Source organism: Achromobacter seleniivolatilans, from assembly GCF_030864005.1.
GTDB lineage: Bacteria > Pseudomonadota > Gammaproteobacteria > Burkholderiales > Burkholderiaceae_B > Achromobacter > Achromobacter seleniivolatilans.
This window is the reverse complement of the sequence record NZ_CP132976.1, coordinates 3108951-3127291: the sequence shown is the minus strand read 5'-3', so window position 1 is coordinate 3127291 and position 18341 is coordinate 3108951. Positions and strand designations below refer to the sequence as shown.

At 61.4% G+C, this 18341-nt stretch carries 19 protein-coding genes; 15 read left to right on the top strand and 4 right to left on the bottom strand.

What is annotated here, in order from left to right:
• The first annotated feature begins 7 nt into the window (after positions 1–7).
• The 3 genes from phnX (at position 8) to RAS12_RS14085 (ending at position 3213) form a co-directional block, all read left to right on the top strand.
• Positions 8–838: a phosphonoacetaldehyde hydrolase gene (gene phnX / locus RAS12_RS14095; RefSeq protein ID WP_306950937.1), complete on the top strand. Its 831-nt coding sequence runs from the start codon at positions 8–10 to the stop codon at positions 836–838.
• 125 nt (positions 839–963) lie between these two features.
• On the top strand, positions 964–1986 hold the full coding sequence (locus RAS12_RS14090; protein WP_306950935.1) for a putative 2-aminoethylphosphonate ABC transporter substrate-binding protein: 1023 nt from the start codon (positions 964–966) through the stop codon (positions 1984–1986).
• A 96-nt stretch (positions 1987–2082) separates the two neighbouring features.
• Positions 2083–3213, top strand: a complete 1131-nt coding sequence (locus tag RAS12_RS14085; RefSeq protein ID WP_306950933.1) for a TIGR03364 family FAD-dependent oxidoreductase — start codon at positions 2083–2085, stop codon at positions 3211–3213.
• Between the two features lie 77 nt (positions 3214–3290).
• Here RAS12_RS14085 and RAS12_RS14080 read toward each other — a convergent pair whose 3' ends face one another.
• From RAS12_RS14080 to RAS12_RS14070, 3 genes are all read right to left on the bottom strand, one after another.
• Complete coding sequence (locus tag RAS12_RS14080) at positions 3291–4436, bottom strand: aromatic ring-hydroxylating oxygenase subunit alpha (RefSeq protein WP_306950931.1); 1146 nt, start codon at positions 4434–4436, stop codon at positions 3291–3293.
• Positions 4437–4724: 288 nt separating this feature from the next.
• Complete coding sequence (locus RAS12_RS14075; protein ID WP_306950929.1) at positions 4725–5735, bottom strand: acyltransferase; 1011 nt, start codon at positions 5733–5735, stop codon at positions 4725–4727.
• Positions 5736–5950: 215 nt separating this feature from the next.
• Positions 5951–6919 carry a Bug family tripartite tricarboxylate transporter substrate binding protein gene (locus tag RAS12_RS14070; RefSeq protein WP_306950927.1) on the bottom strand — a complete coding sequence of 323 codons (969 nt, stop codon included), beginning with the start codon at positions 6917–6919 and terminating at the stop codon, positions 5951–5953.
• Positions 6920–7087: 168 nt separating this feature from the next.
• On the opposite strand from RAS12_RS14070, the gene RAS12_RS14065 reads away from it, so the two are divergent.
• The 12 genes from RAS12_RS14065 to RAS12_RS14010 all read left to right on the top strand — a co-directional run bounded on the left by RAS12_RS14065 (position 7088) and on the right by RAS12_RS14010 (position 17192).
• Positions 7088–7942, top strand: a complete 855-nt coding sequence (locus tag RAS12_RS14065; protein WP_306950925.1) for an IclR family transcriptional regulator — start codon at positions 7088–7090, stop codon at positions 7940–7942.
• An 82-nt stretch (positions 7943–8024) separates the two neighbouring features.
• Positions 8025–8291, top strand: a complete 267-nt coding sequence (locus tag RAS12_RS14060) for an exodeoxyribonuclease VII small subunit (protein WP_105554896.1) — start codon at positions 8025–8027, stop codon at positions 8289–8291.
• A gap of 7 nt (positions 8292–8298) precedes the next feature.
• Positions 8299–9210 carry a polyprenyl synthetase family protein gene (locus RAS12_RS14055; protein ID WP_306950924.1) on the top strand — a complete coding sequence of 304 codons (912 nt, stop codon included), beginning with the start codon at positions 8299–8301 and terminating at the stop codon, positions 9208–9210.
• 53 nt (positions 9211–9263) lie between these two features.
• Positions 9264–11126: a 1-deoxy-D-xylulose-5-phosphate synthase gene (dxs, locus tag RAS12_RS14050; RefSeq protein WP_306950922.1), complete on the top strand. Its 1863-nt coding sequence runs from the start codon at positions 9264–9266 to the stop codon at positions 11124–11126.
• A 186-nt stretch (positions 11127–11312) separates the two neighbouring features.
• Entirely contained in the window at positions 11313–12110 is a 798-nt protein-coding gene (gene folE2 / locus RAS12_RS14045) for a GTP cyclohydrolase FolE2 (RefSeq protein ID WP_306950921.1), read from the top strand.
• 7 nt (positions 12111–12117) lie between these two features.
• Complete coding sequence (locus RAS12_RS14040) at positions 12118–13041, top strand: DUF817 domain-containing protein (RefSeq protein WP_306950919.1); 924 nt, start codon at positions 12118–12120, stop codon at positions 13039–13041.
• Positions 13042–13254: 213 nt separating this feature from the next.
• Positions 13255–13629, top strand: a complete 375-nt coding sequence (gene rpsF, locus RAS12_RS14035) for a 30S ribosomal protein S6 (RefSeq protein WP_183016189.1) — start codon at positions 13255–13257, stop codon at positions 13627–13629.
• A gap of 51 nt (positions 13630–13680) precedes the next feature.
• Complete coding sequence (gene priB / locus RAS12_RS14030) at positions 13681–14004, top strand: primosomal replication protein N (RefSeq protein WP_306950918.1); 324 nt, start codon at positions 13681–13683, stop codon at positions 14002–14004.
• A 99-nt stretch (positions 14005–14103) separates the two neighbouring features.
• A complete protein-coding gene (rpsR, locus tag RAS12_RS14025) occupies positions 14104–14376 on the top strand; it encodes a 30S ribosomal protein S18 (protein WP_006218308.1) in 273 nt (90 codons plus the stop codon).
• A gap of 15 nt (positions 14377–14391) precedes the next feature.
• Complete coding sequence (gene rplI / locus RAS12_RS14020; protein WP_306950883.1) at positions 14392–14847, top strand: 50S ribosomal protein L9; 456 nt, start codon at positions 14392–14394, stop codon at positions 14845–14847.
• A 126-nt stretch (positions 14848–14973) separates the two neighbouring features.
• Positions 14974–15813: a BUD32 family EKC/KEOPS complex subunit gene (locus tag RAS12_RS14015; protein ID WP_306950881.1), complete on the top strand. Its 840-nt coding sequence runs from the start codon at positions 14974–14976 to the stop codon at positions 15811–15813.
• Positions 15810–17192: a replicative DNA helicase gene (locus RAS12_RS14010; protein ID WP_306950878.1), complete on the top strand. Its 1383-nt coding sequence runs from the start codon at positions 15810–15812 to the stop codon at positions 17190–17192. Before RAS12_RS14015 ends, RAS12_RS14010 begins: the two co-directional genes overlap by 4 nt.
• Before the next feature lie 68 nt (positions 17193–17260).
• Here RAS12_RS14010 and RAS12_RS14005 read toward each other — a convergent pair whose 3' ends face one another.
• The gene (locus RAS12_RS14005; RefSeq protein WP_306950876.1) at positions 17261–18238 is read right to left on the bottom strand and encodes a bile acid:sodium symporter family protein; all 978 of its coding nucleotides are present in this window, start codon (positions 18236–18238) and stop codon (positions 17261–17263) included.
• Between the last annotated feature and the right edge of the window lie 103 nt (positions 18239–18341).

The following is an 18341-nucleotide window of genomic DNA, read 5'->3' as shown; positions in this document are numbered from 1 at the left end:
TTCTAGGATGACTGTCATGACTGTTTCTCCCTTGCCCGTCCAGCTGGAAGCGGTGATCTTTGATTGGGCCGGCACGCTGGTCGATTTCGGCTCGTTCGCACCCACCAAGGTTTTCGTGGATGCGTTCTCGCAGTTCGGTATGGATGTCTCGCTGAAGGAAGCGCGCGGCCCCATGGGCATGGGCAAGTGGGACCATATCCGCGCCTTGTGTGATCAGCCCGCCATTGCCAGTCAATACGAAGCGCAATTTGGCCGCTTGCCTACCGACGACGATGTCACCGCTATCTATGACCGTTTCCTGCCGATGCAGCTGGAGAAAGTCGCGCAATATTCCGCGGCCATTCCCGGCGCAGCGGAACTGCTGCGCGCCTTGCGCCAGCGCGGTTTGAAGATCGGTTCCTGCTCCGGGTATCCAGACAGCGTCATGCGCCGCGTCGTAGAACGCGCCGCCTCGGAAGGTCTGGAGCCAGACTGCATTGTTGCCAGCGATGACGTGCCGCGCGCCCGTCCCGCGCCCGCCATGGCCTTGAAAAATGTGGTGGAGCTGGGGCTGTCCGACGTGGCTGCATGTATCAAGGTTGACGACACCGCCCCCGGCATCGAGGAAGGGCGCCGCGCCGGCATGTGGACGGTGGGCCTGTTGCTGTCCGGCAATGCCGCCGGCCTGACGCTGGATGAATATCTGAGCCTGAACGAAGCGGGCCGCGAACGGGCCCGCGAACAGGCTGGCCAGGAACTGTCGCCTGCCGCGCCGCATTACCTGATCGACACGGTGGCCGACCTGCCCGACGTAATCGTTGACATTGAAGCTCGTCTGGCGCGAGGTCAACGCCCTTGATTTAAGCCTTTCGCTCCCGGCACCTCGCCGGATCAACTCTTTTTGCACCGCGCACCGCGGTTGGCATCCGCCAGCCGTGGGGACCTTGTTCACCCTTTTTTTTCCGCTCACCCACGGAGTTCCTCATGAATCGCTACAAGCTGCTTGCACTGGCCGCCGCCCTGACGGGCGTGATGGGCGCCGCCTCCGCCGAGACCACGCTGACGGTCTACACCGCGCTCGAAGCCGACCAGATCAAGGCCTATCAGGCTGCGTTCGAGAAGGCCAACCCCGACATCAAGATCCAGTGGGTTCGCGACTCCACCGGCATCATCGCTGCCAAGCTGCTGGCCGAAAAAAGCAACCCCAAGGCGGACGTGATCTGGGGCCTGGCTGGTACGGCGCTGGGCCTGATGGACAAGGAAGGCATGTTGCAGCCCTACGCCCCCAAGGGCCTGGACCAGATCTCGGCGAACATGCGCGACGCCAAGGCTGAACCGTCGTGGGTCGGCATGGACGGCTTCGCCGCTGCCATCTGCTTCAACACCATCGAAGCTGAAAAGCAAAAGCTGCCCAAGCCCACGTCGTGGCAAGACCTGACCAAACCGGTGTACGCCGGCAAGATCGTCATGCCGAACCCGGCTTCGTCTGGCACGGGTTTCCTGGACGTCAGCGCCTGGTTGCAGATTTTTGGTGAAGAGAAGGGCTGGGCTTACATGGACGCCCTGCACAAGAATATCGGTTCGTACACGCACTCGGGTTCCAAGCCTTGCAATATGGCTGCGGCAGGTGAGTTCCCGATTGGCGTGTCGTTTGACTACCGCGCCGCCAAGCTGAAGGCCGATGGCGCGCCGGTCGAAGCCGTGTTCCCGTCCGAAGGTCTGGGCTGGGAAGTGGAAGCGACCGCCATCATGAAGGGCACGAAGAACCTGGAAGCCGCGCGCAAACTGGCTGACTTCTCTGCCAGCCGTGAAGCCAACGAGCTGTACAAGGCAAACTTCGCCGTGCTGGCGATTCCGTCCATCGCCACGGTCAACCCGAATCTGCCGGCTGACCTGACCACGCGCATGATCAAGAACGACTTCGTGTGGGCCGCCACGAATCGTGAACGCATCATCGCCGAATGGACCAAGCGCTACGACGGCAAGTCCGAGCCCAAGAAGAAGTAAGCCTGTGCCGGCGCGGCGGAGCTTTGTGGCTTCGCCGCAAATCGGGAAGCGTCCCGGGGGCGCTTTCCCTGCTATCCCTCTTGCTGTGTTTCTGAGATGAAAACTTACGACGTAATCGTGGTGGGCGCGGGCATGCTAGGCATCGCGCACGCCTGGGCAGCCGCCAAACGCGGCCTGTCGGTAGCCGTGATCGAGCGCAGCCGTCAGGCGCATGGCGCCACGATCCGCAACTTTGGTCAGGTGATTGTGACGGGCCAGGCGCCCGGCATGATGCTGTCGCATGCGCAGCAGGCGCGTGAACTGTGGCTGGACCTGGCTGGCAAGGCGGGCTTCCATGTGCGCGCAAACGGCGCGCTGGTGCTGGCTCGCAATGCGGACGAGGCCGAGGTGTTGCAGGAGTTCGCAGACACGCGTTTGCAGCAGGAAGGCTATCGCGCCGAACTGCTCTCGGCGCGCGGCGTGGCCGGTCTGTACGATGGCAGGCTGGCGCATCATTGCATGGCTTTGCGTGGGCACGACGACTTGCAGATCTACTCCCGCGAAGCCTTGCCGGCCATCACCGCGTACCTGGCAGAATCGCTGGGGGTCACCTTCATCACCGGTACGCTTGCGCGCGCCGTGGAAAACGGTCTGGTCGGCACCACGGCAGGAGACTTCCAAGGCAAGCATGTCTTCGTCTGCCCAGGGCATGACTATCTGACCTTGTTGCCCGAGCGTTTTGCGCCGCTGAATCTGGAAGTCACCCGCTTGCAGATGCTGCGCGCGGCATTCGAGAGCGACTCCATTGCGCTCGACTGCCCGCTGCTGACAGGGCTGTCTTGCGTGCATTACGGCGCGTTTTCAGATCTGCCATCGGCGCAAGCTTTGCGTGACGTGATTCAGGCGCGTACCCCCATGCTGCTGGATAACGGTATCCATCTGCTGATCAGTCCCACGCCTTATGGCGAGCTGATCATTGGCGATTCGCATCGCTACGGGCAAGATGCCTTTCCGTTCAATGATGAAGCCGTCGACAACGCTATGCTGGATCTCGCGTCGCAGGCGCTGGGTGCGCGCTTGCGTGTGCTGGAACGCTGGCAGGGCGTCTACGGCACGCATGGCCCAGCGCCGTTCTCGGTGATGCCCGTGGATGCCGCGACGACGGTGGCGGTGATGCACTCTGGCGTAGGCATGACCGTGGGCCTGGCGATTGGTGAACGCACCGTGGCGGGCGCTCTGGGCGGCTGAACGTTGGTCTTATCAATGAAAAGGGCCTCGCGATGTTGCGCGAGGCCCTTTGTTTTGAGAGACCAGGCAAGGCAGGTTCAGAGTTCCTGCATGATCCGGCGATACCACTCGTGGAAGTGCTGCATGCCATCTTCCATCGGCGACTGGTAGGGACCGGTCTCGTTCACGCCACGCAACATGAGCGCCTTGCGGCCCGCGTCCATGCGTTCGGCGATCTCGTCGTCTTCGATGGCCGTTTCCATGTAAGCCGCGCGTTGCGCTTCAACGAATTCGCGTTCAAACGCCGAGATTTCCTCGGGGTAGTAGAACTCGACAACGTTGATCGTTTCTTGCGGACTCTTTGGGTACAGCGTAGACAACACCAGCACGTGCGGATACAGCTCGATCATGTGGGTCGGGAAATACGTGACCCAGACCGCGCCAAACTCCGGCGCGTCGCCGTCGCGGAACGACAGCAAGCGATCATGCCATTGCTTGTACACATCCGAACCCGGCTGCGCCAGCGCATTGTGCACGCCCACTTTTTGCAGGCTGTACCAGTCGTTGAATTCCCAGGTCAGGTCGTCGCACGTGACGAAGCGGCCCAGTCCGGGATGGAACGGCCCGACGTGGTAGTCCTCAAGGTAGACCTCGATAAAGGTCTTCCAGTTGTAGTTGCACTGGTGCACCTCGACGTGGTCCAGCACATAGTCGCCGAAGTTGAATTCGGGCCGCGAGAACAGCGGCGCCATGTCGGACGCCGGATCACGAGGGCCTTCAAAGAGCAAGCCGTGGCAATCGCGCAGGCGGAATTTTTGCAAGTTCATGCAAGGCGTGGTCTCGAACTGAGGCGCGCCCAACAACTCGCCTTGGTTGTTGTACGTCCAACGGTGCAGCGGACATACGATGTTGCCCCCGCTTGCCTTCAGATTGCCTTGCGTATTGCAGTTGCCGGCCACATTGCCAGCTTCGCCGCCCAGCATCAGTGCCTGACGGTGACGGCAGACATTTGAGATGAGTTCAACGCCTTGCTGGTTGCGAACCAGCACGCGGCCCGAGTTTTCTTGGACCAACGTACGCCAATCCCCGATTTCAGGCACCAATTTCTGGTGGCCGACATATTGCGAGGATTGCTTGAAAATGAGTTCTTGCTCGCGGGCAAAGAGGGCTTCGTCAAAATATGCACTGACGGGTAGCTGGGTGCGAGCTGGCACGACATGTGCCATCCGACCGATGTCGGTCATGATTCCCTCCGCTCGGATAAAAAAGCCACGACGGTTTGAGCTTTGCCAAGCGCTTTTGTTCAAGCCAAGGTTTTGTTCAAGGCTTGTTCAAGGCTTTCAAGGCCTTGGGGCCTGGCTAAATCCGTTCTGGCGCGAAGAAAAATCGGTGTCTGGCCGATCAAATTAGCCGTGAATTGTACCCCAAGGGCTTTCCCCCCGCCCGTGAAGATCGGTGAAGCTTGGTGAAGTTATGGGGGGGCGTATTTGACCTGTCGCAAAACCTGATTAACCCTACGCGGCCTAGGTCTTTCAGACGAGCTTGCGGGTTGCAGGATGGCGCCTGAGCAACCAGCTGCTGGCGGCCGACAATGCGAACACCGCCAGAGTCAGCAGCGGCACGGTCCAGGCATCGCGCTGCCCGCCAGAAAAGGCGCCAGCGCGGTGCGCCACATCCAAAAAGACCGGGTGGATCAGATAAACGCCGAAGGTCAGCGGTGCAAGCGCAGCCAGCCTGGGCAGGCGGGGCGACGACACAATCCATTGGAACGCCGCTAGCGACATGAACGGCACCGTCAGGCTGAAGTAGTCGTAGAAGTAGGTGTCCAGCGCATGGCCGTTGGACATGATGGTGACGCCCAAGGCGGTGATGGCCACACTTGCCAACAGTATCAGGCCGGGCCGCGGAATGCGCATTTCGCCATCGAAAATCTGACGGCCCGCGACGAAATAACCCAGGTAGGGCAGGAACCAGGTCAGAAAGAACCCGTGCGGCGCGCCCAATGCGCGGCGGTACAGCGCATCCAGGATTGCGACGCCCAGAATTCCAACCACCCATAGCGAGCGGCCCCGCGGCGTGCTGCGCGTATAGAGCATCCGGGCAAGCGGGGCGAACAGATAAAGCCCCACGATCATGTAGAGGTACCAAAGGTGGTAGTACGGTTCGCCCTGGGCAACCTTGCGCGGCCAGAATGAAAAATCGACGCGGCCGTCATCCCACCAGTCCAGTCCGGTGCGCCACAACAGATAGAACAGTGTCCAAAACAGCAACGGCGCGCAGATGCGGGCCATGCGGCGGCTGTAGAATTTTTTTGCGTCCTGCGGTTTGGCGGGGTCTAGCAGCAAGGCCCCACTGACCATGACGAAAACCGGCACGCACCAGCGCGCCGCCGAATCGTAAAGATTCGCAGCCAGCCACGCGCCGCCTCCATACGCGGCAGGATCGCTGACGATTACCGCCGCGCTATGCAGCAGCACGACTGCCACGGCCGCCAGCCAACGGGCGGCATCCAGTCGGGCGTATCGGTCTTCGGTGTAAGGCATCGGGCTCCCGCTGGGTGTTTGCTTTTCCACCTTAGCAGCGGCAGGCGCCCGGTTTCTGTATCCAGCGGTTAGTCCAAGCGTAAAAAACCGACAGAAGCCGCAACGGCGCTGTCGGTGGGAAGGGTGGCGAATCGCTCTGAGCGGACTGCCTGATTGCGGGTGGGCGGCGTCACGAACGTTTTGTCACGAAACCGCCTGGACCGCGATCGCGGTATTTACTGCAAAACGATATTGGCCTGCTTGATCAACTGCGACACGATGGGCTGTTCAGTCTTGATCTGCTTGTCGAGTTCGGCAGCCGAGCCCGAGCGCGGATCGATGCCCATATCCAGCATGCGTTTTTTCACGGCGTCGTCTTTCAATGTTTCGGTCAATGCGGCTTGCAGTTTTTCCAGCACGGGTGCCGGGGTGCCCTTGGGCGCCACAAAGCTGAACCAGGCGGTCATGTCGAAGGCCGGGTAGCCCTCTTCGGCCAGCGTTGCCAGCTTGGGTTGCGTCGCCAGCCGCGTCGGGCTGGTGATGGCAAAGACTTTGACCTTGCCGGCGTCGGCTTGCGGCATGCCTGTCGCGACCATGTCGAAGAACAGGTCCACGTCGCCGCTGATCAGCGCGGGCAGGGCCTGGGTCGCGCCCTTGAAAGGCACGTGCAGGATGTCGATGCCGGCGCGCTCTTTGAACAATTCCCCCGCCAGATGCGAAGAGGTGCCCGGACCGAAGGTCGCAAACGTCAGCTTGCCCGGATTTTGCTTGGCGTACGCCACCACATCTTGCGTGTTGTTGAACGGCCGCTTCGGGCTGGACAGCAATACCAGCGGACCGACGCCCACCATGCCGATGTGCGCAAAGCTGTCCGGATCGTAAGGCAGCTCCTTGTACAGATAACGGTTCGTGACGAGGGTGGAGTTGGTCGCCATCAGGATGGTGTAGCCATCAGGCTGTTCGCGGGACACGAATGCCGCGCCGATGGATGTGCCTGCGCCCGCCTTGTTTTCCACGATCATGGGCTGGCCCAGGGTCTTGGCCATGCGTTCGGCCAGGATGCGGGTCAGCACGTCGGTTGCGCCGCCAGCCGGGAACGGCGAGACGACCTTGATGGGCCGGGCGGGATAAGTGTCTGCCTGCGCGCCCAGAGCGGCGGCGCTGAGCAACAGGGTGGCCAGCAGTTTGTAGCTTGTGCGAATCATGTTTTCCCCTTGAAGTCGCGTGCTTGAGTGGATCGCCGGGTCTGGCGGTACGTTCGCAATGCCGGGGCATCGTGGCCGCTTGCCAGGTCACCAGGGATCATTTAAATTCCGATATATGGAATTTAGTTTTGTTATTCGAAATAAACTATAAAAACGAAGTGAATCGGAATGCAATCTTTTTCTGACACAAAGCGAATCATTCATCCGCCAAGCAAACCGGATGAGACCCTGGAATTGAGCCTGCCTGCGCGCCGTAAACGTACGGCGGGGCCGGGCGGCGGCGCCACTTCGCCGGATTTCATTACGGCGTTGGCGCGGGGGCTGGATGTGTTGCGTTGCTTTCGGCATGGGGTTACCGCCCTGGGCAATCTGGACCTGGCCCGCCTGACCGGACTGCCTAAACCGACCATCAGCCGCATCACCTACACCCTGACCGAGCTCGGATACCTGCGCTACCACCCGGACACCGGTAAATATTCGCCGGGTTACGGCGTGCTGGCGCTGGGCTTTGGTCTGCTGGCGGGCCTTGAGGTGCGCGAACTGGCCAAGGCGTCGATGACCGAGCTGGCCCGGGATACGGGGGGCGCGGTTGCGCTTGGCGCTTTCGATGGGGACGCAATGACCTATGTCGAAGCCATCCATGGTTCGTCCGCGCTTTATCTGCGTCTGCCCGTGGGCTATCGCGCCAGCCTGGATAGCGCCATGGGGCGGGCGTATCTGGCAAGCCTGCCGGAAGCGGCCTGTGACGAGATCCTGGGGCGCCTGGGGCAGTCGGCGCCCTCGGCGGATGCCGTCCTCCGTGCCCGGGCGGAATTGCAGGAATCGGGCTGTTGCTTTGCCATCGGTGAATGGCAGTCGGGGATCAACGCGGTCGCGGTTCCGTTTACTTCCATCACCGGCGAAGGTGTCTTCGTCATGAGTTGCGGGGGGCCCGCCAGTCTGTTGCCCGAGTCCGACTTGCGCACGCGGGTGGCGCCGGTTTTACAGGCTGCGATCGCGGGCTTGGCCGGCGCATCGGGCTAAGCGCCGGGGGGCATCAAGGTCTGGTGTGGCTATCTCGTACAATTCACGAATTGATTCACCCCTCGCGCCCTCGGAGACCCGTTTGGCCAAACCCACACAAGCCGATCCGCAGATCGATGATCGTCCCTTGCCCCAGGATTTCGAAACGGCCTTAGCCGAGTTGGAATCGTTGGTTGCGGCGATGGAAGACGGCTCATTGCCGCTTGAGCAATCGCTGGCCGCTTACCGGCGCGGCGTCGCACTCACGCGTGTCTGTCAGGACCGCTTGGCGCAGGCCGAACAGCAGGTCAAAGTGCTGGAGGGCGACTTGTTGCGCCCTCTGGACCCGGCGGCGCTGGACGACGAATAAGAACCTGATGAAGCAAACTCAACTCGCTTTCCCGGAGTGGCTGCAGGGTCGCGCACGGCACGTCGAAGACGTCCTGGACGACCTGATGCCCCCCGCGGATGTACTGCCTACGCGCCTGCATGAAGCCATGCGCTACGCCGTGCTGGGCGGTGGCAAGCGCGTCCGCGCCGCCATGGTCTATGCCGCCGGCCAAGCTTGCCCGGTCAGCGGCAGCGTGCTGGCGATCGAGACCTCGCTGGACCGCGCCGCCGCAGCCGTGGAACTGATCCACGGGTATTCGCTGGTGCATGACGATCTGCCTTGCATGGATGACGACACGCTGCGCCGTGGCCGGCCCACCACGCACGTGCAATTCGACGAAGCCACGGCCATGCTCGCGGGCGACGCCTTGCAGCCGCTGGCTTTTGACCTGCTGGCATCGATGCCGATCGCGCCTGCGCTGATCGTGCAAGCCACCCAGTCGCTGGCGCGCGCAGCTGGCAGCCAGGGCATGGCGGGCGGACAGGCCATCGACCTGTTCAGCGTCGGCCATTCGCTGTCGCGCGACCAGCTGCAACAGATGCACAGCATGAAGACGGGCGCTATGCTCGCTTGCAGCGTGGCTCTGGGCGGCATTGTCGCGGGCGCCAGTTCGGCCTCGCGTCAGGCGCTGGACGCCTACGCGCAAGCAATGGGACTGGCTTTCCAGGTGGTAGACGATATTCTTGACGTGACGGCCGACTCGGCCAGCCTGGGCAAGACGCCGGGCAAGGACGCCGCAGAGAACAAGCCGACCTACGTGTCGCTGCTGGGTTTGTCCGAGGCGCGCACGTTTGCCGGGCAACTGCGTGAAGCTGCACTCGCTGCGCTTGAGCCTTTGGGCGATGCTGGCGCGCGGTTGGCGCAGTTGGCTGACTACATCGTCCTTCGAGACCGCTGATCCGTGAACAGCCCGGTCTGAATTCAGGCCGGGTCAACGAACCACATAAAAGCATGACGACAGATTTATTGGACCGCATTCAATCGCCGGCAGACCTCAAGCGCCTGGATCGCCGCGAGCTGAAAAAGCTTGCAGACGAACTGCGCGGCTTTGTGCTGGAGTCGGTATCGAAAACGGGCGGTCACCTGTCGTCCAACCTGGGTACGGTCGAGCTGACGCTGGCGCTGCATCAGGTGTTTGATACCCCGCACGACCGTATCGTCTGGGACGTGGGGCACCAGTCTTATCCGCACAAGATCCTGACCGGACGCCGCGCGGGCATGGCCCAATTGCGCCAGCAAGGCGGAATTTCGGGTTTCCCCAAGCGCAGCGAATCCGAATACGACGCCTTTGGCACCGCGCATTCGTCCACGTCGATTTCGGCCGCGCTGGGTATGGCGGTGGCGTCGCGCAATGCTGGCGTGCAACGCCAGCACATCGCCGTTATCGGCGACGGCGCCATGTCGGCGGGCATGGCCTTCGAGGCCATGAACAATGCAGGCGTCACGCCCAACATCAATCTGCTGGTGATCCTGAACGACAACGACATGTCGATCTCGCCGCCAGTGGGGGCGCTGAACCGCTACCTCGCGCGTCTGATGTCGGGCCGCTTCTATGCAACCGCCAAGAACGTGGGCCGCGCTGTCTTGCAGCACGTGCCGCCCGTACTTGAATTGGCGCGCCGCTTTGAAGAGCATGCCAAGGGCATGGTCACGCCCGCCACCCTGTTCGAAGAATTCGGCTTCAATTACGTCGGCCCCATCGACGGCCACGATATGGACGCGCTGGTGCCCACGCTGCAGAATCTGAAGGCCCTGCAAGGCCTGCAGTTCCTGCACGTGGTGACAAAGAAAGGGCAGGGCTACAAGCTGGCCGAAGCCGATCCGGTGCTGTATCACGGGCCGGGTAAGTTCGATCCTGCCGTGGGCATCCAGCAATCGAAGGCGCCAGGCAAGCGGAGCTTTACGCAGGTCTTCGGCCAGTGGTTGTGCGACACGGCCGATCAGGATTCGCGTCTGGTTGCTGTCACCCCTGCCATGCGTGAAGGCAGCGGGCTGGTTGAATTCGAAAAGCGCTTTCCGCTGCGCTATTTCGATGTGGGCATTGCCGAGCAGCACGCCGTGACGTTCGCCGGCGGTATTGCTTGCGAGGGGCAAAAGCCTGTTGTCGCCATCTACTCCACGTTCTTGCAACGCGGCTATGACCAGCTGATCCACGACGTCGCCCTGCAAAATCTGGATGTGACATTTGCGCTGGACCGTGCCGGTCTGGTGGGCGCCGATGGCGCGACTCATGCGGGCAATTACGACACCGCCTTCCTGCGTTGCGTGCCTAACATGGTGGTCGCCACGCCGTCCGACGAAAGCGAAACGCGTCTGTTGCTGTCGACCTGTTATCAGTACCCGGGTCCGGCGTCGGTGCGCTATCCGCGCGGCGCAGGTTGCGGCGCCAAGGAAGATGCAGGCTTGGGCACGGTTGAACTGGGCCGTGGCCTGGTGCGCCGCGAGGGCAAGAAGATCGCCATTCTGGGTTTTGGCACCTTGGTTCAGGCAGCGCTCACCGCGGCCGGCAAGCTCGATGCCACCGTGGCTGACATGCGCTTCGTGAAGCCTATCGACCGCGAGTTGATTCTGGATCTGGCCAGCCGCCATGATGCGCTGGTGACGCTGGAAGATGCGTCCATCATGGGCGGCGCGGGCAGCGCCGTCCTGGAAGTGCTTAGTGCAGCAGGAGTGCTGATTCCGGTGCTGCAATTAGGTTTGCCGGATGCCTTTATTGATCACGGCGAGCAGTCGGCGCTGTTGGCGGGCGTTGGCCTGGATGCTGCTGGTATCGAGCAATCGATCCGTGACCGTTACGCGGATCTGCTTGCCTGAATTCGTTTTCCGGATGAAGGGCCACTTTCATCCGGAAAAACAGAACACACTGTTCCGGCCCCGCCAACCTACGAATAGAAGGGTTTTCCCTGGCGGTTCCCGGCGTTTGGGCGATAATGGCCCCCTCTCAAGATTCCTAGGCCAGTGCGTTTTAGCCACTATCGTTGCCTAGACAGGTAAGCTGAAATGAATTCTTCGATCGACCCCGCCATCGTGATGCCCGACGTCCAGAGCTCGGCGGACACCCGGCACATCCCGATTCAGCGTGTGGGAATCCGTGGCGTGCGCCACCCCATGCTGATTGAAAGCGGTGATGGCTCGCCCCAGGGCACCGTCGCCAACTGGACGCTGACCGTCGCGCTGCCGCCTGAAGAAAAGGGGACGCATATGTCCCGCTTCGTGGCCTTGCTGGAAAAGTACCGCAGCACCCCCATGACGCCCGCGCTGTTCCGCGCCATGGCGGCCGACATGCTGCCCTTGCTGCACGCGGAACGCGGCGACATTACTGCGTCTTTCCCTTACTTCATCAACAAGTCCGCCCCGATTTCCGGCGTGCAAAGCCTGCTGGACTATGAAGTCCAGTGGATCGCCCGCGCCCAGAACGATGGCGTCGAATTCGAACTGATTGTGCAGGTGCCCGTCACCAGCCTCTGTCCGTGTTCGAAGGCCATCTCCGAATACGGCGCGCACAACCAGCGCTCGCACGTGACGGTGTCGGCCATTCTGAATGGCGACATCAGCATGGACGGCGTCATCCGCCTGATCGAAGAAGAAGGTTCGTGCGAACTCTGGGGTCTGCTCAAGCGCCCGGACGAAAAGTACGTGACCGAACGCGCCTACGACAATCCCAAGTTTGTCGAAGACCTGGTGCGCGACGTGGCAGCTCGCCTGAACGCGCATCCTGGTATCGCCCGCTATCGCGTCGAAGCCGAAAACTTCGAATCGATTCACAACCACTCGGCCTACGCCGTCGTGGAAGGGTGAGCGTTTCGTGAGCCATCCGGCGGCCAGTGATTGGCCGCTTATTGCGCGGCTGCAGGAATGGGAATCGCGGCTGGCCGGCAACTTGGCCGGCCGCGGCCGTTTTGGCGTCGCGCTTTATGAGTTCTTCCGTTTTGGCGTCAAGCAGGCTTGGGCGTGTCTGTTTGGCGGGTTGATGTGCGCGCTGTTGCTTGGCACCCACTGGTGGTATCCCAAGGACGCGCTGCTGGCCCGCTACGACTTTCTGACCCTCTCCGCGCTCGGCATACAGGCTTTGTTGCTGGCCCTGCGTATGGAAACCTGGTCCGAAGCTCGTGTGATCCTGATGTTTCATGTGGTCGGTACCGGCATGGAGATCTTCAAGACGGCGGCGGGCTCCTGGATCTATCCAGAGGCCAATGTGTTGCGCATTGGCGGCGTGCCGTTGTTCACGGGTTTTATGTATGCAGCGGTGGGTAGCTACCTGGCGCGCGTGTGGCGCCTGTTCGACTTCCGTTTTCGCGCGCACCCGCCTCTCGCTGCCACTGTGGCGCTGTCGGTGCTGATCTACGTGAATTTCTTCGCGCATCACTTCATCATGGATATTCGATGGGTGCTGTTTGCGCTGACGGCCGTCTTGTTTGCCCGGACCTGGGTGTACTTCCGTATCTGGCGTGTGTATCGCCGCATGCCCTTGCTGCTGGGTTTTGTATTGGTTGCCTTGTTCATCTGGTTCGCCGAAAACATCGGCACCTTTGCCAATGCCTGGCGCTATCCCAATCAGGCGCAGGGCTGGGAAATGGTGTCCATTACCAAGCTGGGCTCTTGGTTCCTGCTGATGATCATCAGCTATGTCATGGTCAGCGTGGTCAACCGGCCTCAGCAAATTACTGTGGCGGATCTGCCGCGCACAGCCGGGAAGGGGCTTGTCAGTAGCCCGTCCCCTATTTCGTAGCCACCTTGCGGCTTGCGTCACCCGCCTCAATCGGTAATAATCGAGGGCTTTCTTGCTCGACCGCCCATGGTTTTTGGGTAGCGGGCTGCCCCTTGCGGGCTGATGTCGACGATATGTGTTCAGGGATGGTTTCTTTCCGAATGCATACACCCATGATGGAAAGCGCGGGTGCAAGACGATCAGCCAGCGAGACATCCTCAAGGAGTTTTACTCATGCGTCACTACGAAGTAGTGTTTATCGTTCACCCCGACCAAAGCGAGCAAGTGCCCGCCATGGTCGAACGTTACCAAGCGCTGGTCACGGGCCAAGGCGGCTCGGTTCACCGCCTGGAAGACTGGGGTCGCCGTCAACTGGCCTACCCGATCCAGAAGCTCGTCAAGGCTCACTACGTTTGCCTGAACATCGAGTGCGGCCAAGCCACGCTGGATGAGCTGGAACACTCGTTCCGCTACAACGACGCCGTTTTGCGCCACCTGGTCATCAAGACCAAGAAGGCTCAAGCCACGCCCTCGATCATGATGAAGTCGGTTGAGCGCGAAGAAGCCCGTAAGGCTTCGGCTGAAGCAGCGCCGGCTCAGGCCGAGTAAGCAGGGCTCACGCAGAGCTCATCCCATGAAGTCCCCTCGGTGCCTGGCAGGATGAATAAGCTGGAACTCAGCGCCCGCGTTCTTGAATGCGAGCCTTTGCGCCACACTCCCGCCGGTTTGCCTGCACTGGAAATGGTGCTGGCACACGAGTCGGAGGTCATCGAGGCCGGCCACCCGCGCCGCGTCGAATTGACGATCACCGCCGTGGCATTGGGCGATCTGGCATTGCTGTTGAGAAACACCGCGTTAGGGTCCGAATTGCTGGTGCAGGGGTTTTTGGCTCCCGCGCGCAAGGACTCGGTGAAGATCAAGCTGCATCTGCAGCAGGCACGCAAGATCAGCGGTAGCGCTGGACGCGATCCGCAGGTGGCTTGAAGGGAATGAGCAAAAGGTGCGAGAGCGCCTTCTGGACACGGATAGGTTATGGGGCGTAGGGGTTAAAACCCGCTCCCCTCAAACATAGAGGCACATATCATGGCTTTCTTCGGAAAACGCAAAGAAAAACGCAAATTCACGCAGCAGAACCCGCTTTTCAAGCGTCGTAAGTTCTGCCGCTTTACCGCAGCCGGCGTCGAAGAGATCGACTACAAGGATCTGGACACCCTGCGCGACTTCGTGCAAGAAAACGGCAAGATCATCCCGGCTCGTCTGACCGGCACCAAGGCAATCTACCAGCGTCAGCTGGACACCGCCATCAAGCGCGCGCGCTTCCTGGCTCTGTTGCCTTACACCGATAACCACAACTAATCCGGGGCACTGAAAATGCAAGTTATTCTGCTCGAAAAAGTCGTCAACCTGGGCAACCTGGGTGAAGTCGTTCGCGTGCGTGATGGTTACGCCCGCAACTTCCTGATTCCCCAGCGCAAGGCTCGTCGTGCAACCGACGCCGCCCTGAAGGAATTCGAAGCCCGCCGCGCCGAGCTGGAAAAGGTCCAGGCTGAAAAGCTGGCCGCTTCCCAAGCTCTGGGCGAGCGCCTGTCCGGCTTCCAACTGAAGATCGCTCAGAAGGCTGGTATCGACGGCCGTCTGTTCGGCTCGGTCACCAATGCTGACATCGCTGAAGGTCTGAAGAAGGCCGGTTTCGAAGGCGTTGAAAAGGCGCAAGTGCGTCTGCCCAACGGCCAGCTGAAGGCGGTCGGCGAGTACCCGGTTCAGGTTGCTCTGCACGCTGACGTCGTTGTTGACGTTACGGTTCTGGTCGAAGGCGAATTGTCCTAAGCCGGTACCCGCAGTAAAGAAAAGCCGGCCCGCGCGCCGGCTTTTTTTCTTTTTTGCCTAGCGCTCATTGCGTGTAGTCTTTCGGCTGCACTGTTTCTGCTCTACGCTGTTTTTACAGAGAACCCATTGAATCAGCCGCCCGTTCACCACAACGCGCCGCCTGGCCTGCGTGCCTGGCTCGACAGCCTGGACGCCTCGCGTGAACCGTCCGTGCGGGATGTGACGATCGATGGCGTGCGCTGCATCATCAAGCGCCGCCGCCCCAGCATTGGCCGGGGTGTGAGTTATGCGCTGCGCTATGTGCGCGCCGCGGTGCTGGGAGCGGGCTGCAAGCTGTTCCTGGGCGAGTTTCCCAGGCCGGGCGTGCTGCTGCACAACGGGCTGGCGCACGAGGCAGAACGCTTGTCGGAGCTGCTGAAGGCAGGTTGCCGCGTGCCCGAAGTCTGGTGGCAGGAGCAGGGGCTGCTGGTGCTGGAATATGTGGGCGATGATCTGGCAGACCTGATCCGCAACGAAGACTCGACCTCGCAGCTGTGGCTGACACGCGCCGCTGCGTCGGACCTGGCAGCCTTTCATGCGCGTGGCATGTGGCATGGCGGCGCACAGATCCGCAACGTGACGCGGCAAGATGGCGAGCTATGGCGCATCGATTTCGAAGAGAACATCGGTTCGGCCCTGTCGCGGCCGTTGGCTCAGGCCTATGATCTGTTCCAGATGCTGGCGTCGCTCGTGTCTTTGCGTAAATTGCCGGACGATGTGGCCCGAACGCTGGGTAAACTGGCGCTGGATGTCTATCTTGAGTGCAATCCCGACCCCGAGGTCATCACGCGCTTGACGCGCCTGGCGCGCGTGCTTTGCACCATTGCCACTCTTCTGCGCCCCTTGCTGGGCCGTATGCCTTGGCGCGATGTCCAAGGCTTTTTCCGCGTTGCGGATATCCTGCAGCCGTTACTATTGAAGTCATGAATACACCCGCCGATCCCCAGCTTGAATACCTGCGCGTTCCTCCCCATTCCATCGAGGCGGAGCAGTCGGTTCTGGGCGGCCTGCTGCTGGACAACACCGCGTGGGACCGTATTGCCGACGTGTTGGTCGAAGAAGACTTCTACCGCCACGATCACCGGCTGATCTGGCACCACATTGCCCGCCTGATCGGGCTGGCGCGTCCCGCGGACGTGATCACTGTCAACGAATCACTGGTCAGCGCCGGCAAGGCCGAAGATGCCGGTGGTCTGGCTTATCTGAACGCGCTGGCGCACAACACGCCGTCCGCCGCCAACATCCGCCGCTACGGCGAAATCGTGCGCGAGCGCGCGATGTTGCGCAAACTGGTGTCGATTGCCGATGAAATTTCCTCGGCCGCGCTGAACCCACAGGGCAAGGAAGCCCGCCAGTTGCTGGACGAGGCGGAATCCAAGGTTTTCAAGATCGCGCAGGAAGGCTCGCGTGGCGCCGCCGGTTTCCAGGAAATCCAGCCGCTGCTGACTCAGGTGGTCGAACGTATCGACGAGCTCTATCACCGCGAAGGCAGCTCCGACGTGACCGGGGTGCCCACGGGCTTTACCGACCTGGACAAGATGACCTCCGGCATGCACGGCGGTGACTTGATCATCGTGGCCGGCCGTCCGTCCATGGGCAAGACCTCGTTCTCGATGAACATCGGCGAACACGTGGCCATCGAGCAGGGGTTGCCCGTCGCCGTGTTCTCCATGGAAATGGGCGCGGTGCAGTTGGCGATGCGTATGCTGGGTTCGGTGGGGCTGCTGGACCAGCACCGTATGCGGACCGGCAAGCTGATCGCCGATGACTGGCCCCGCGTGACGCACGCGGTGCAGCTCATGCAGGATGCACAGGTCTACATCGACGAAACCCCCGCGCTCAGCCCCATGGAAGTGCGCGCTCGCACGCGGCGTCTGGCTCGCCAGTGCGGTCAGCTGGGCCTGATCATCATCGACTACCTGCAACTGATGTCGGGTAACGGCTCAGGGGAAAACCGGGCCACCGAAGTGTCGGAAATCAGCCGCTCGCTAAAGGGTCTGGCCAAGGAACTGAACTGCCCCTTGATCGCCCTGTCGCAGCTGAACCGAAGCTTGGAACAGCGCCCCAACAAGCGTCCCGTGATGAGCGACTTGCGCGAATCCGGCGCAATCGAACAGGATGCCGACGTTATTCTGTTTATCTATCGCGACGAGGTCTACAACCCGGATTCCCCGGACAAGGGCACCGCCGAGATCATTATCGGCAAGCAGCGTAACGGGCCTATCGGAACCGTGCGCCTGACGTTCCAGGGTTCCAGCACGCGCTTCCTGAACTTCTCGGGCGCGCAGCGCCCGGATATGTACTGATCACAGTCTGGCACCAACAAAAAACGCGCTACTAGCGCGTTTTTTGTTGGTAGCCGAGATGGGCGCAATCAGCCTTCGGATTCCGGCCGTTTGCCATAGCGGGCGGCCAGCACGCCGCACACCATCAACTGGATCTGGTGGAACAGCATCAGCGGCAGCACAATCGCGCCAACAGCATGGCCGGCAAACAGCACCTGGGCCATCGGGATGCCGCTGGCCAGGCTTTTCTTCGAACCGCAGAACAGCAAAGTGATGCGGTCTTCCACGCTAAAGCCAAACATCCTGCCGGCCAGGGCGGACAGACCCAGCGCCAAGGCCAGGATCACCGCGCAGCACACGACCAGGCCAACCAGCGCCGGGATGGGCGTGCTGCTCCACAGCCCTTCGTTGATGGCTTCCGAAAACGCCGTGTACACCACGAGCAGGATGGAACCCTGATCAACGAATTTCAGCATGGCCTTGCGCTTGTGTACCCAGGCTCCGATCCAGCGGCGGGCGAACTGGCCCAGCACGAACGGCAGCAGCAGTTGCAGCATGATCTTGCCGACCGCATCAAACGAGATCGGCGCGCTGCCGGCATTGGCCACGACCGTACCCACCAGCAGCGGGGTCAGGAAGATTCCCAACAGGCTGGACGCAGACGCGCTGCACACGGCGGCAGGTACGTTGCCGCGCGCCATCGACGTAAAGGCGATAGCCGATTGCACGGTGGCTGGCAGGCAGCACAGGAACAAGATGCCCAGGTACAGCTCAGGCGTAACCAGCGGCTCCAGTACCGGCTTGAGCGCGAGGCCCAGCAGCGGGAACATCAGGAAGGTGGCGGAAAAAATCGTCAGGTGCAGCTTCCAATGCGTCAGGCCGGCAACGATGGCCTCTCGGGACAGGCGCGCCCCATGCAGGAAGAACAGCAGACCGACCGCGATGTTGGTGATCCACCCAAACACGACCACGCCTTGCCCGTGCGCGGGCACGATGCTGGCAATGATGACGGTGCAGATGAGATAGAGCGTGAAGCGGTCAGGAAGGAGGCGGGCAAGGCGTGACATGGAGGGCTAGGGGCAGAGACGGAAAGCGGCGGCGCGCAACGGGCGCCGGAATCGGGGCGTATTGTAGACCCGGGACCGTTTGGGACCGTTTGGGGCCGTGAAT